General features: G+C 68.6%; 13 protein-coding genes and 1 pseudogene. 5 read left to right on the forward strand and 9 right to left on the reverse strand.

Going from position 1 to position 12,426, the window contains the following annotated elements; translation table 11 throughout:
* The 7 genes from BUS84_RS03930 to BUS84_RS41430 all read right to left on the reverse strand — a co-directional run bounded on the left by BUS84_RS03930 (position 1) and on the right by BUS84_RS41430 (position 6,285).
* On the reverse strand, positions 1–1,212 hold the full coding sequence (locus BUS84_RS03930) for a sensor histidine kinase (RefSeq protein WP_084757147.1): 1,212 nt from the start codon (positions 1,210–1,212) through the stop codon (positions 1–3).
* A complete protein-coding gene (locus BUS84_RS03935; RefSeq protein ID WP_074308823.1) occupies positions 1,209–2,528 on the reverse strand; it encodes an FtsX-like permease family protein in 1,320 nt (439 codons plus the stop codon). Before BUS84_RS03935 ends, BUS84_RS03930 begins: the two co-directional genes overlap by 4 nt.
* On the reverse strand, positions 2,525–3,244 hold the full coding sequence (locus tag BUS84_RS03940; RefSeq protein ID WP_074308825.1) for an ABC transporter ATP-binding protein: 720 nt from the start codon (positions 3,242–3,244) through the stop codon (positions 2,525–2,527). Before BUS84_RS03940 ends, BUS84_RS03935 begins: the two co-directional genes overlap by 4 nt.
* 359 nt (positions 3,245–3,603) lie before the next feature.
* A complete protein-coding gene (locus tag BUS84_RS03945; RefSeq protein WP_208869515.1) occupies positions 3,604–3,885 on the reverse strand; it encodes an NAD(P)H-binding protein in 282 nt (93 codons plus the stop codon).
* Position 3,886: 1 nt separating this feature from the next.
* The gene (locus BUS84_RS03950) at positions 3,887–4,213 is read right to left on the reverse strand and encodes a Rossmann-fold NAD(P)-binding domain-containing protein (protein ID WP_074308827.1); all 327 of its coding nucleotides are present in this window, start codon (positions 4,211–4,213) and stop codon (positions 3,887–3,889) included.
* 489 nt (positions 4,214–4,702) lie between these two features.
* Complete coding sequence (locus tag BUS84_RS03955) at positions 4,703–5,608, reverse strand: ferritin-like domain-containing protein (protein ID WP_074308828.1); 906 nt, start codon at positions 5,606–5,608, stop codon at positions 4,703–4,705.
* A gap of 356 nt (positions 5,609–5,964) precedes the next feature.
* Entirely contained in the window at positions 5,965–6,285 is a 321-nt protein-coding gene (locus BUS84_RS41430; protein WP_084757149.1) for a methylated-DNA--[protein]-cysteine S-methyltransferase, read from the reverse strand.
* On the opposite strand from BUS84_RS41430, the pseudogene BUS84_RS39520 reads away from it, so the two are divergent.
* From BUS84_RS39520 to BUS84_RS03990, 5 genes and pseudogenes are all read left to right on the forward strand, one after another.
* Positions 6,227–6,373: pseudogene (locus BUS84_RS39520) on the forward strand (MFS transporter); the annotation flags it as partial. The gene BUS84_RS41430 and the pseudogene BUS84_RS39520 sit on opposite strands and share 59 nt — an antisense overlap.
* A gap of 891 nt (positions 6,374–7,264) precedes the next feature.
* Positions 7,265–7,861, forward strand: coding sequence for a molybdopterin-dependent oxidoreductase (locus BUS84_RS03975; protein ID WP_074308838.1), 597 nt, complete (start codon positions 7,265–7,267; stop codon positions 7,859–7,861).
* Positions 7,831–8,571: a ferredoxin reductase gene (locus BUS84_RS03980; protein WP_074308841.1), complete on the forward strand. Its 741-nt coding sequence runs from the start codon at positions 7,831–7,833 to the stop codon at positions 8,569–8,571. The genes BUS84_RS03975 and BUS84_RS03980 overlap by 31 nt, the downstream gene beginning before the upstream one ends.
* A gap of 2 nt (positions 8,572–8,573) precedes the next feature.
* Positions 8,574–8,867 (forward strand): DUF6510 family protein, encoded by a 294-nt coding sequence (locus BUS84_RS03985; protein WP_074308843.1) that lies wholly within the window; start codon positions 8,574–8,576, stop codon positions 8,865–8,867.
* A gap of 156 nt (positions 8,868–9,023) precedes the next feature.
* Positions 9,024–9,434 (forward strand): GNAT family N-acetyltransferase, encoded by a 411-nt coding sequence (locus tag BUS84_RS03990; protein WP_084757151.1) that lies wholly within the window; start codon positions 9,024–9,026, stop codon positions 9,432–9,434.
* 1,093 nt (positions 9,435–10,527) lie between these two features.
* On the opposite strand, the gene BUS84_RS04000 is transcribed toward BUS84_RS03990, so the two are convergent.
* Positions 10,528–11,445, reverse strand: a complete 918-nt coding sequence (locus BUS84_RS04000; protein ID WP_074308847.1) for an NADP-dependent oxidoreductase — start codon at positions 11,443–11,445, stop codon at positions 10,528–10,530.
* Between the two features lie 218 nt (positions 11,446–11,663).
* Positions 11,664–12,407, reverse strand: coding sequence for an SDR family NAD(P)-dependent oxidoreductase (locus BUS84_RS04005; protein ID WP_244298362.1), 744 nt, complete (start codon positions 12,405–12,407; stop codon positions 11,664–11,666).
* Between the last annotated feature and the right edge of the window lie 19 nt (positions 12,408–12,426).

Consider the following 12,426-nt stretch of genomic DNA (forward strand, 5'->3'; position numbering starts at 1 on the left):
TCACTCCCGGGGGACGGTCATGGTCACGGTAGTGGGGCCGCCAACGGGGGAGTCGATGTGCAGGCGGCCATCGAGGGCCTCGGCGCGGCGGGCGAGTCCGCTCAGGCCGGTGCCACCCGCCCCGGTGGTCGCCCCGCCTCGGCCGTCGTCGCGCACCGCCAGAGTTAGTCTGTCGTCGTCGTCGAAAAGCCAAATCTCGGCGCGAGTCGCGTCCGCGTGCCGGGCGATGTTGGTGAGCAGTTCCGCCGCGGCGAAATAGAGCGCCGACGCGGTGGCGTCCGGTGGCCTCGTGCGCAGGTTTACCGCGACCGAGGCGGGCGCCGCGCTGCGCCCGGCCAGGGTGGTCAGGGCAACGTCGAGGCCGTCGTCCAGGGCCGGCGGGTGCAGGCCGCGCACGATGTCACGCAGTTCGGCGAGTGCCTCGGTCGCCGTGCGCCGGGCCTCGAAGGCGAGGTCTCGTACCGGTTGCTCGGTGCTGCGGTGCTCGATGCGGGACAGGGCGACGCCGAGCGAAACCATTCGGGCCTGGGTGCCATCGTGCAGGTCACGTTCGACGCGGCGCAGCAGCGCCGTGGCGTCCGCCTGCAGCGCCGTCCGGGCCGCCTCGAGTTCGGCGATGCGCCGCGCGGCCGGACCCGGATGCAGCAGACCGCGCACGAGCAGGCCGTCGACGGATACGACGAGGCGCAGGATCCACGGCACGACCAGTAGCAGGAGCAGGCCGAGCCCGGCCTCCCGCCACGTCTGCACCCAGGTGTGTGGCTCCACCCCCAACCACTCCGGGCTGAGGAACCACCAGGCCGGGTACGTCATCGCCGCCAGGCCGCTGCCGAGAGCGATCACCGTGCCGTACGCACCGAGTAAGATCAACGGGAAGCTCAGGAAGCAGTACGCGAGAGCGCGCCACGCGGTGGGGTCGCCGAAAACCGCGGTGAACCGCCCCCAGCTGGTCTGCGCTGGCAGCGGCGGCGGATCGGGCCAGTCCCAGCCGAGGATCCGGCGGGCCGGGGCGCGGAACCACCCCGGCGTACGCCGGGCCAGGAACAGCACACCGGCGAGCAACGCCAGTCCGAAGATCAGAACCGACAGTGCACCCGTGACGATTCCGAGCAAGGCCAGCACGAACGCCGGCAGCCGGAGCACCGCCGCGGTGAGCACGTACAGCAGTTCCCGCCACATGCGGTGGCTCGTCCAGACGCGTAGCAGGATCACCCAACGACCTCGATCGGTGCGCGCCGCAGGCCGGCCGCCGCCGGCACGACCATTGCGGCTAACACCAGTGCGAGGGTCGCCGCGACCCCGGCGACCAGCCAGGACAATGGCAGCCACGGCCGCCACGTGCCCAGTGCGGTATGCAGCAGCGGCAGCAGGGTGGTCGCGGCGACCACGGCCCCGGCCGCCAGCGCGGTACTGGTCACGACCAGAGCCTCGCAGATCACGATCGCCAGCGTGCGCCCGCGGGTTCCGCCAGCCAGCCGGATGACCGCCAATTCGTGCCGACGGCCGTGCATGACTGTCACCAACGTGTTCACCGCAGCGATCGCCGCGAACGCCGTGTACGCGCCGGTCCCCGAATACTCCAGCCAGCGGTCCGCAGCCGGCGAGGAAACGCTGGTGACGTGCGCAGTTGTGGTGCCGCGCACGATCGTGACCGCGGCGAAGGCCACCGCCAGGGTGAGCGGGACGAGCGCACCTGACAACGACCCCGCGCGGGCGGTCAGCGAGTCGGCCGCCAGGGCACCGGTGGAGCCGACCCGTCGGATCGCCGGGACCGCGACGCGCAGCAGCACCGGACCCAACAGGCCCATCCCCACGGACATGGCCAGCATGACGAAGAGCCCGGCCTGGTCAGCCGTCTGGGCGTCGAGGTCGCTGATCACCACGGCCAGGGCGATGCCGCCGGCCACCAGGAGCAGACCGAGCGGCGTACGCACCCGGCTCGCCCCTCGTCTGGACGCCATCGCCTCAGTCAGCGCCACCGCGGGCCGCAACCGCGACGGGCGGATCGCGGCGACCATCGCGCCGAGCAGCGAGGTTCCCACGGTCACCACGTACGCGATCGGAACGGCGCCGCCGGGCACGCGGAAGGACACCTCGGCCGGCACCACCCCGTACCCGACCAAGCCGTGCAGCCACGCGTGGCCGGCGAGCAGGCCTACCGGGATGCCGGCCGCGGTCGCCGGCAGCGCTACCAGAGCGGCCTGGCCGGCGATTGCTCGCCGGACCCGCGCCGGCGTGGCGCCGATTGTACGGACCAGAGCCAGGTCCCGCGCCTGGTCGGCGATCGCCGTGCCCATAGTCACGCCGACGATCAACACCGCCAGATAGACCGAGGAGAGCGTAAAGATCAGTCCGAGGTCCCCCACTCCGCTGTCGGTCAGCGCGACCCGCTGTTCCGGGGAAAGCGGAGCACCGTCGAACGAGGCGAGCAGGCACAGCCCGGTGGTGATCAGTGCGGCGGCGAGTGCCTGCGTCGCGGCGGGGCCGAGGAACGCCCACAAGTTCGCCCGGAACGCCTGGCGGATCACGCAGCCACCGCCGACACGCCGCGCAGTCGCTCGGCGATGCTCGCCGCGTCGGGGGTTGGCCCGTCGTGCACCACAGCACCCTCGCGTAGCAGAACGAGCCGGTCGCTCCACGCCGCCGCCGCTGGGTCGTGCGTCACCATCAGGACGGTCACCCCATCGCGGTCCGCGGCCGCGCGCAGCAGCGCCAGGATGCGCGCACCGGTCGCCGGGTCCAGCGCACCCGTCGGCTCATCCGCGAAGATCACCCTCGGCGCGGTGACCAGCGCCCGAGCCACCGCGACCCGCTGCCGCTGGCCGCCGGAGAGTTCGCCCACCGGGCGCTCGCCCAGACCGGCCAGACCCACCTGGCTGAGCACCTCGTCGGCGGCCCGGGCACGCGGGCCGCCGAGCCGCACCGGCAGCACCACGTTCTGCCGTACGGTCAGCTGGGAGAGCAGGTTGTACGCCTGGAAGACGAACCCGGCCCGATCCCGCCGCAGACGGGTGAGGCGCGCCTCGCGCATGCGGGTGATGTCCTGTCCAGCGAGGCGCACCCGCCCGCCGTTAGGCCGGTCCAGACCGGCCGCGCAGTGCAGCAGCGTGCTCTTGCCCGAGCCGGTCGCGCCCATGACAGCGACGAACTGGCCGGACGGGACGTCGAGGGACACGTCGTGTAACGCGCGCACGCCACGGGGATAGCGTCGCGACACCGAGGCCAGCGAGATCACGGAATCCATGCCTCCACTCTGGCTGGCGCCCAGCCGCGGCACATCCGTGTGAGCCGCCCAAGGCGAGTGGCGGTTAGCCGCACCTGCTGGTGCGGCTAACCACTCGGCGGGGCTGGCAAATCAGCCGAGCCGGATGGTGCCGTGAAAGTCCAGCCCGTGTTGGGTAGTCGGCTCGTGTGGATCCACCGACACGAACCCCCTTGCCTGCGGTAGGCGTGTCGCGACCCGTCGGCGCACGTCGTCCTCTTGGTGACGGTACGTCCCGATGGTTGGGGGGAGCGGGGCGCGTTGGGACCCGCGCTTTCCTGCCGGCCTGCCCCCGGCACCGGCGTGAGGTCGGTTGGCAGTCTGCTGTACGTGCTCTCGGGTCAGTTGCTGATGGCCGGCGCGGCGTGGTGGAAGCGGTCGTCGGTGAGCTGCACGGCGGTGAAGGCGGCGATGTCGGCGTGAGTCACAGCGATGCCAATCTTGTTGGTACCGAAGAAGCCGTAGCGGTTCACGCCGCGTGCGGGGCCGTCCTTGGGCGCGCTGAACCGCACGATGGTCCAGTCGAGGCCGTTGTTCATGATGAGGTCGGACATGCCCAGCAGCTCCTGGTAGGCGCGGCTCAGCAGGTTTCGGCCCATGAACCCGATGAGCTTCTGCTGCACGTTAGGCCTGTCGCGCTTGTCGACGATGCTGGGCGTTCCGCTGCTTCGGCCAGGGACATGGTGCGGTGTCCGATGAGGCGGGTGAGGTCGCCGGCGTAGGCCATGATCCCGGCGCCCATGTTGCCGTCAAGGGTGGCGAAAATCCGGCGGTTCCCTCATCCAGGCCGGCGCCGGTCAGGATGGCCTGGTAATGCTCCGCGCTGACCGGCTGGTATCGCACCGGTTTGCCGAGGACCTTCGCCGTGGCGTCGGCGAGATCGGCGTACGTGTAGTCGGTGTCGCCGGTGAGGCTGTAGGTCGTGTTGTCGTGGTCGTCGGTGGTGACCACGGCGGCGAGGCTTCGGCGAAGCCGCGTCGGCCGGCCGGGGCGACGCGGCCGTCGCCGACAGCGGCGGTGAAGACGCCGGTCTGCGCGGCACCCTGCATAGCCTGGATGTAGTTCTCGATGTACCAGCCGTTGCGCAGGATGGTGTAGCGCAGACCGGACTGCTTGATGGCGTTCTCAGTGGCCTTGTGGTCGGCGCCGAGCGCGAAGCTCGGATCGTCGGCGCGGACGCCGCTGGTGTAGTAGAAGTGCTGCGGCAGCCGCGGCGGTGTCGATAACGGCGCAGTGTTGCTGCAGCCGGTGGGGGTCCTTGCCGGAGATGAGCACCACCTGGTCGTGTCCGGCGATGGCGGCGCGGATCTGGTCGGCGTCGCCGAGGTCACGGTGCGATAGCCATCGGCGGCCAGGGCGTCGAGGACCTGCTGGGTGCGGCCGGTACACAGCTGCAGTTCAGCGGCCTCCTCAAGGGACCAGCTTGGGCGACTTGAACCCTCAGGCCGTCCCGGCGCTCACCACGATCTCGCCGTTCATGCCGGCTGGGTAGAAGCCACCCGAAGCCGCCGGGGTCGGGCTCAAGTACGCGATGTTCAAAACGGACTGGGCCGATCGGCCGTAGCACATCCCGTTTTCATCCGTGGGGATGAAATTCGGGTCTTCCGCCGTGCCGACACCTTGGTCGTCGTCCGCCGGACCATCAAGACTGTTACGCGCGTCGGAGATCTTTTGTACCGAGTCAAATACTGTGTCGTCGGCGAGTCCGGCGCTGTAGAGCGCGGATCGGACAATCCCCGCGTGGTATGCCTCGGTGGCCAGCAGGCCGGCTGCCGCATCAAGGTACGTTTTGTTTGACAACAGTGACGCGGATCCTTTGAAGGCCGAGACTCCGACGTCTTCGAAGAGGAACGCCGCAAAGAGGAAGTTAAGGTCGTTCGCGTACGGGTCGAAGCTTTCGCCTTGCTTGGTTAGACCAGCGGCAGTCGCCGCCGCAGTGAAGCTAGCGTCCAGCGAAATCGCGGGACGGGCAACAGCGGCATTGCCGAGCGCGGATCGCAAGAAGGCCACGTGCTGCATCTCGTCGGAGGCGATCTCCTTTGCGAACTTCTGCACTAAGTTGCTGCTGAAGTTGACTGATCCTCCGCCTGACACCTCGCCGCGCACCCCGACGCCGGTAGTCATCTCGTCAGGAAGCCCGGATCCCGTCGTCGCGCGGAGATAGAACTCAGCTTCGAGATATTCGAGATTGAGTGCGAAGTTGAGGATAGCCGCGTCGCTCGGCGCCCCGCCACCCGCCGGGTCGGCTTTGCACATCCCTGGATCTACCAAGGCCGCGAGCCTTCGCCGATCCGTTTCGGATTCTGCACTGCGTGACACCGCCTCTGAGAGGAACCAGTTGTCCATGCTGCCTCCGTTTTGATGCATCCAGGTCTCCTAGCTGTCCGCGCCGGCCGACCTGACTGGAAGGGATGACACTCACGTTAGTTGCGCGGACGAACCCTCAGGAATTGTTTGCCGAAGGCGGTACGGGAGAACTCAAGCTTCGACTACGCTCCGCGCGGTGGACCGTGCACCGGTCGCGGCGCGCGCAGTCGCCAGGGCACGCCGGGTGCTGCGGAATTTCCGTCCGGATGCTCCGCGTCGGCGGTGCTCGCGCCCCGAATCCGTCCCGGAAGGACTCCCCGTGCCGGCCGGGCTTGCCGTGTCCTCTCTTGTCGGCCAGCTAACCGTGGGTGCCGGTCACCGCGGGTGTGCGCTGGTCATACGGCACTTTCAACGTCGAGCAGGGCGTGTTTGGCGACGGGGCCGCTGCGGTAGCTCCCTATCGTGCCGTCGGACCGGGCGACGCGATGAAAGGGCACGATGATGGGGATGGGGATGGGGTTGGTGGCGCAGGCGGTGCCGACGGCGCGGAGGGCTTTGGGATTGCCGGTTAGGCCGGCCAGCGAGCCATAGCTGGCGATGCGGCCGCCGATGTCGGTGGCCAGATGGTGCCGCACGGTGCGGCGAAATCCGCGCGACATGGAAACCAACGTCTCCCGCGTCGCCGGCCTCGGCATGCTCGCCGGGCCCGCAATCATGGGACCCCTCACCTACCTCATGCCACTGAACTACACGTTCTTCCTTCCAGTGGCCTTCTGTGTAGTTGCCGCCCTCACTGCCCAAGTCGCCGCAGTTCCCGCAGCTCCGCCAACTCGGGGCTGGTGGTGCCAGGGGGATCGCGTCGTCGGTGTCGTTCCAGTCAGGAGCGCATCCTCACCGGTTAGGAGTCAACCGAACCGGGGGCAGCCCCATCATCGGTACCGGCCGTCGTAGCGGACTCCGCTCCGGGTATCCGTGAAGCTGATGCCCACCCGCACTCCGTCCTCGACGATCCACCGAACGGTGTACGCCGCCCGGTACGTGGGCGGCCAGAATGAAGCGAAGGTCCCGTCACCCGTCACAGACCACTCGCCAGCTGACGGTGTGCCCCTGTCGACGTAGGCTGTTCGACCATCCGCCGTGAATGTTTGAGTTGCACCGTCTTGGAACACAAGCTGTGCAGCGCTCAGGGCGGCGATCATGTCCACCGCATCGACCGGCTGGCCATCGACAACGTCCCCACCGGAAGGAACAGGGCCCATCGAACTCTCCTGACATCGGGCAAGACACTGGCCGCCGCCATCTTGCAGCGGCAAACGACATGTCGAACGACCAACTCGGAACACTCTCTAGCCGCACCCTTCGGACGGTATAGTCCACTATACGCCCGCTGCGGAAGGCAATCGCCAGATAGGGAGCATCGCCACGACCGTCAGGCGCTGCTGCCGCTGCTGCTCCAAACCCACCGCTGGCCAGCGTGGCTTGCAGACCGGTGCCACGCCAGCCTACTCTGGACGTGATGGTCCAGTTAATGTATTCCGGATTGCGGTCGACCACGTCCCCACCGCGGAGAATCTCATCACCGGGGCACTCGCTGACGATGACGTCGTGGGCGGGTACTACATCCACATCCACCAGCCGAGTGGAAGCACGGGCGGCAGCGGGATCGCAGCTGCCCGGTTACCTGGGGAGGGGCGCATGGCAGTGATCACACGCGGCTTCGGCGGCCGCCGACGCGACGACACCGACCTCCCACCTGGCCAGTACCGCACGGACGACTTTCCGGTGCTGTCGGCGGGACCGACACCGCGCATCGGCCTCGACGAGTGGGAGCTCGCCGTCGTCACCGAGACCGGCGAGCGGAGCACGTGGTCATGGGCGGAGTTCACCGCCCTTCCTGCCGACGAGCCGACCGTGGACATCCATTGCGTCACGCACTGGTCGAAGTTCGGCACGAGCTGGCGAGGCGTCTCGGTGGACACGTTGCTGGCTGACGTCGAGACTGCGGCCGAGTACGTCGTCGCCCACTCCTACGGCGGCTACACCACGAACGTCCCGCTGGAGGACCTTCTCGACGGCCAGGCCTGGGTGGCGTACGAGTTTGACGGCGAGCCGCTGGTGCCGGTGCACGGCGGGCCAGCTCGTCTCCTCGTTCCTCACCTGTACTTCTGGAAGAGCGCGAAATGGCTGCGAGCTCTGGAACTGCGTCTCGACGACGAGCCCGGGTTCTGGGAGACGGCCGGCTACCACAACGACGGCGACCCATGGCGCGAGCAGCGGTACCGGGCAGACTGACCTGGCAGCCGGCGACCGTCGCCGCCATCCGGGCGGAGACTGCGACGGCGCGGACCCTGGTCCTTGACGTTGACGGCTGGACAGGTCACGTGCCGGGCCAGCACGTCGACGTGCGGTTGACGGCTCCCGACGGCTACACGGCGTACCGCAGCTACTCGATCTCGTCCGCCCCGGGGCCAGACCGGCTCGAGGTGACCGTTCAGGCGGTGACCGACGGTGAGGTCTCGCCGTACCTCGTCGACGTTGCAGAGCCGGGTGACCAACTCGAGGTCCGTGGGCCGCTCGGCGGCTGGTTCGTACGCCGACCCGCCGATCCGCGCCCGGCGTTGCTGATCGGCGGCGGGTCCGGCGTGGCGCCCCTGATGTCGATGGTGCGTGCGGCGACGAATCCCACCAGGCTGCTCTACTCGACCCGATCCCCGTCCGATGCGCTGTTCTCTGCGGATCTTGCAACTGCAGGAGCCGCAGGCGATGGTCGCATCACCGTCGCACATGTCTATACCAGGGTCGCGCCCCCCGGCTGGCCGGCCCCACCCCGACGACTGGACGCGGACGCCCTCGCCCGCGTCGCCTGGCCCCGCGACGCCGACGCTGTGGCGTTCGTCTGCGGGCCCACCGGGTTCGTCGAGACCGTGGCCGACCTCCTCGTCGACATCGGCCACGACCCCGCGAACATCCGCACCGAACGCTTTGGACCCACCGGAGGATGACCATGTCGACCACCAACGTCGCAGCAGACGACGCACCCTGGGTGGACGGTAACGCCCTCGCCGGACCGCTCGGCGAGATCATGGGGACCGACCTCACCGCTGCCGAGCTCACCTGCGCCGGCTGCCGGACGACCCGTCCGCTAGCCGCGATGCGCGTGTTCGACCGAGCGCCCGGCCTCGTCGCCCGATGTCCCGGCTGCGAGGACGTCGTCATGCGCGTGGTACGCATGGCCAACCGGGTCCTGGTCGAGCTGCGTGGTTCGCTCGTCGTCAGCCTCCCGGCGCCGACTGCCTGAGTGCTAAGGATCCGGTCAATCGTGGCGAACCCGGATGATGTCAACGTCTCTGACGTCGGTTAACGCAATAGTCCGAGGCGGGTCACTCCTGCCACTTCATCCGACCTGACTGGGCACTCCCAGGTCGCTGACCAGACGCGAGATTCAGGAGACAACATGGCGGGCAATGCCGAGGATATGGTCACGTTGACCAGTGCCGAGCATGATGTGGGTGGCTCGAACCTGTCGGTAGCCACCGGGCCCGACGCGGAAGACTTCGTCATCACCAACAACAGTGCGCTCGGCATCTACGAGGCCGCGATAGGGGGCCGGACAGCCGCTGGGCTCGTCTACAGCAAGGTCGGGAGCCGCGTCGTACTGTTGGCGACATCCGTGCTCCCCGAGTTCCGGGGAAAGGGGGTAGCCGCCAGGCTCATCGGCGGCGTCCTCGACGAGCTGCGCATGCAAGGAAAGACCGCCACCGTCACGTGTCCGTTCGCGACAGCATTCGTCAATGCTCATCCGGAATATGCCGACGTTCTAGACCCGGCATTCCCTCGGTCGCACACAGCCGGGCATGGGCATTGAGCACGCGTCGTCGCGTCTGAACGCGCCGACCGCTGAGAAGGTTCAGGCGTCCCCAACGGCCGGGTACATCGCGTGAAGGCTAGCTGGCGCCGGCGACGAGTACCGCGATGCGCTCGGCAAGCTCGTCGACGTCACGCTGGAGCAGCGCCAGCTGGCCAGGGCGCGCAAGGACTACACGACGGCCGACGCTCCGCGGGACGGGCTGGCGGCGGCCGGGGTCGTCTACAACACGCCGAACGGGCCGCGCTGGTCGCCCGGACGGTGAAGATGGATCGGGCCGCCGAGGCGCGTGCTCCTCAAGGTGGCCGACCTGCGGATGCTGCCAAAGTACGTGCCCCCGAGCTCCAAGTTGCGGTGGGTGCCCGACGTCTTGCCGCTCGCCACGCCCGGCACGGCCGCGGTGCCAGGCCTGACGTGGCCGCTCTCGATCGTCACCCATGGCCGCACAGCCGCCAGTCGGGACGCGGGCACGCATTCGTGCACCGTAACGCGCGCCCCGATCTAGCGTGACAACGTCGTCGGGACCGGACCGCACTACCTTCGACCCACCAACCGGGACTGTCTCGGTCTCGCCGTACACGACCGGGTAGGCGTCCCGTGGTAGTGCGCAGGCCGCGATGAGCTGCTGCTCGCCGATGAACCACCCGAAGTAGCGGCCGGGGTGGGCCTTGGCGAACTGGTCGGCATGCATGGAGTCGCTGATGTCAGCATCGATCGCGACCACGCGCGGGTCGGCCGAGCCACGGTCTCGCCGAATTTGCTGGTGGTTTCCCCGCGGGCGCGGGCTGCGGACGCGTACGGGCACGTCCGCAGCCCAGCCGGCGTGATCCCGGCGTCACGTTTCGAGGGTCAGCTGCGGCCGCCCATGATGTCGACGTCGGCGATGACGCCGGTCATCCAGCTCGACTTGTCCGACAGCAGGAACGACACCCCGTTCGTGATGTCCTCCGTGCTGCCGGGAGCTGGTCACGCCGGGTGCCCACCCAGGTGGCGCACCAGTCCGGTGACGTCTTCCGGTACGAGTCGCCCGACCTGGCCACGCGGTTGACGCTGATCCACAAGGAGGGCAGGACCGCTCGCTGTCCCCGAGTCCTTACGGACGAACGTGGATGATCGTCTTCCCGGTGATCCGCTCGGTCGGGTTGAAGGCGGCGACGGCGTCGTCGAGGGTCGCGACGTTGCCGATGTTCGTCCGCAGTCGTCCGTCCCGCACCCGCCGGACGATCTCACCCAGTTGGGCGCGATCGGCCTCGACGACGAAATCGACCGCCAGGCCGTCCGCGGGCCGCGCCTGGGGCGGCCCGACGACAGACACCAGCGTTCCTCCGGCTCGAATCAGGCCTGCGGACCGCTTCCCGATGTCACCGCCGATGACATCGAAAACCAGATCGACTCCGCCGACGTCTTCCAGGGCGTCGGCGCCGAGGTCGACGAACTCCTGCGCGCCGAAGTCGAGCGCGGTCTGACGGTCGGCAGCGCGTCCGGTGCCGATGACGTAGGCACCGAACTCACGTGCGAGCTGCGTCACCATCGAACCGACTGCGCCGGCCGCGCCGTGCACGAGGACGCTCTGCCCCGCCTGAAGGCGGCCGTGCTCGAACAGTCCCTGCCACGCGGTCAGGCCCGAGATCGGCAGGCTCGCGCCCACCGTGAAGTCGACGTCGGCGGGCAGCGGCGCGAGGTTACGTGCCTCGACGGCCACATACTCCGCCAGGGTGCCGTCGCGAGTCCAGTCCGTGAGGCCGAACACCCGCTGTCCCACAGACAGTCCCGTCGTGCCATAGCCGAGAGCGGTGACCACTCCGGCCAGCTCGTGCCCAGGGATCGACGGCGTCCGGTCACGGCCGAGGCGATCGGTCCAGGTCGAGGGCCATGCCAGCTCAGTTGGGACGAATCCCGACGCATGAACCTGAACGACGACGTCGTTCAGCGCCGGTTCCGGCTCGGGCCGCTCCACCAGCGTCATCCCGGCCGTTCCCGCAGCCTCGTCTGTTACCACAATCGCCTTCATCCGGTACCTCCTTTTATCCAGTCCTCGTTTGCACGGTCACGAGGAGCAAATTTCGTTTTACCAGCATTAGCGGCGCCAGGCCTCGGTGTCTTACCACGTTGATCGGTAGCGGTTGTGGCGCGAGGGTGTCGAGGAACGAGCGCGACAGCGGAGTCGTCGGTAAGACGGTGCCGGAGTCGAGGCCCCGCCGGCGCGATCCCGGCGTTACGTTTCGAGGGTCAGTTGCGGCCGGCCATGATGCCGCCGTCGACGTCGACGATGGCGCCGGTCATCCAGCTCGACTTGTCCGACAGCAGGAACGACACCGCGTTCGCGATGTCCGCCGGGCTGCCGACACGCCCCAGCGGGTGGAAGCTGTCGAAGCTGCTGACGGTCTCATCGAGCTTGTCCGCCGGGACGAAGCGTAGGTACAGGGGTGTCTTCACGACCGCAGGCGCGACCGCGTTGACCCGGATGCTGTGCGGCGCCAGCTCGATCGCGAGGGCCTTAGTGAACGAGTGCAGGCCGCCCTTCTGCATCGAGTAGCCGGAATGCGGCGTCGCCGCGATGCCCTGGTGCGCCCACATCGAGCCGATGTTGACAATGGCGCCGCCCCGGCCCCCGGCGACCATGCCCGCGACGACGGTCTGCGTTATGAAGAACAGCGCGCGGTTCAGTTCGTTGTACGAGTCGTAGAAGGCTTCGTCGTACTCGCTGAACGCCTTCGGGATGAAGAAACCCGCGGCGTTGACGAGCAGGGTCGCGTCGGAGTGCTCGGCGGCGAGCTGCTTTCGGACCTCGGGCACGTGGTCGCGGTCGGTCAGCTCGGCTGTGATGCCCCATGCCTTTCCGTTCTGGGACAAGGCTTCGACCGCGGCCCCGACCTTGTCCTGGTCCCGGCCGGTGATCACGGCGGTGCCGCCCCCGGCGACGACTTGGTGGGCCGTGGCGAGGCCCATGCCGCTGCTGCCGCCGACGACCACGACCTTACGGCCCTCGAAA

The sequence above is a fragment of the Micromonospora cremea genome (assembly GCF_900143515.1).
Taxonomy (GTDB): domain Bacteria; phylum Actinomycetota; class Actinomycetes; order Mycobacteriales; family Micromonosporaceae; genus Micromonospora; species Micromonospora cremea.

Excerpts from the sequence above, each read along its gene's own strand:
- BUS84_RS03955 (WP_074308828.1), bottom strand. The coding sequence starts at position 5,608 with ATGGACAACTGGTTCCTCTCAGAGGCGGTGTCACGCAGTGCAGAATCC.
- BUS84_RS41430 (WP_084757149.1), bottom strand. The coding sequence starts at position 6,285 with ATGATTGCGGGCCCGGCGAGCATGCCGAGGCCGGCGACGCGGGAGACG.
- BUS84_RS03985 (WP_074308843.1), top strand. The coding sequence starts at position 8,574 with ATGTCGACCACCAACGTCGCAGCAGACGACGCACCCTGGGTGGACGGT.
- BUS84_RS04000 (WP_074308847.1), bottom strand. The coding sequence starts at position 11,445 with ATGAAGGCGATTGTGGTAACAGACGAGGCTGCGGGAACGGCCGGGATG.
- BUS84_RS03975 (WP_074308838.1), top strand. The coding sequence starts at position 7,265 with ATGGCAGTGATCACACGCGGCTTCGGCGGCCGCCGACGCGACGACACC.
- BUS84_RS03940 (WP_074308825.1), bottom strand. The coding sequence starts at position 3,244 with ATGGATTCCGTGATCTCGCTGGCCTCGGTGTCGCGACGCTATCCCCGT.
- BUS84_RS03980 (WP_074308841.1), top strand. The coding sequence starts at position 7,831 with ATGGCGCGAGCAGCGGTACCGGGCAGACTGACCTGGCAGCCGGCGACC.
- BUS84_RS03990 (WP_084757151.1), top strand. The coding sequence starts at position 9,024 with ATGGCGGGCAATGCCGAGGATATGGTCACGTTGACCAGTGCCGAGCAT.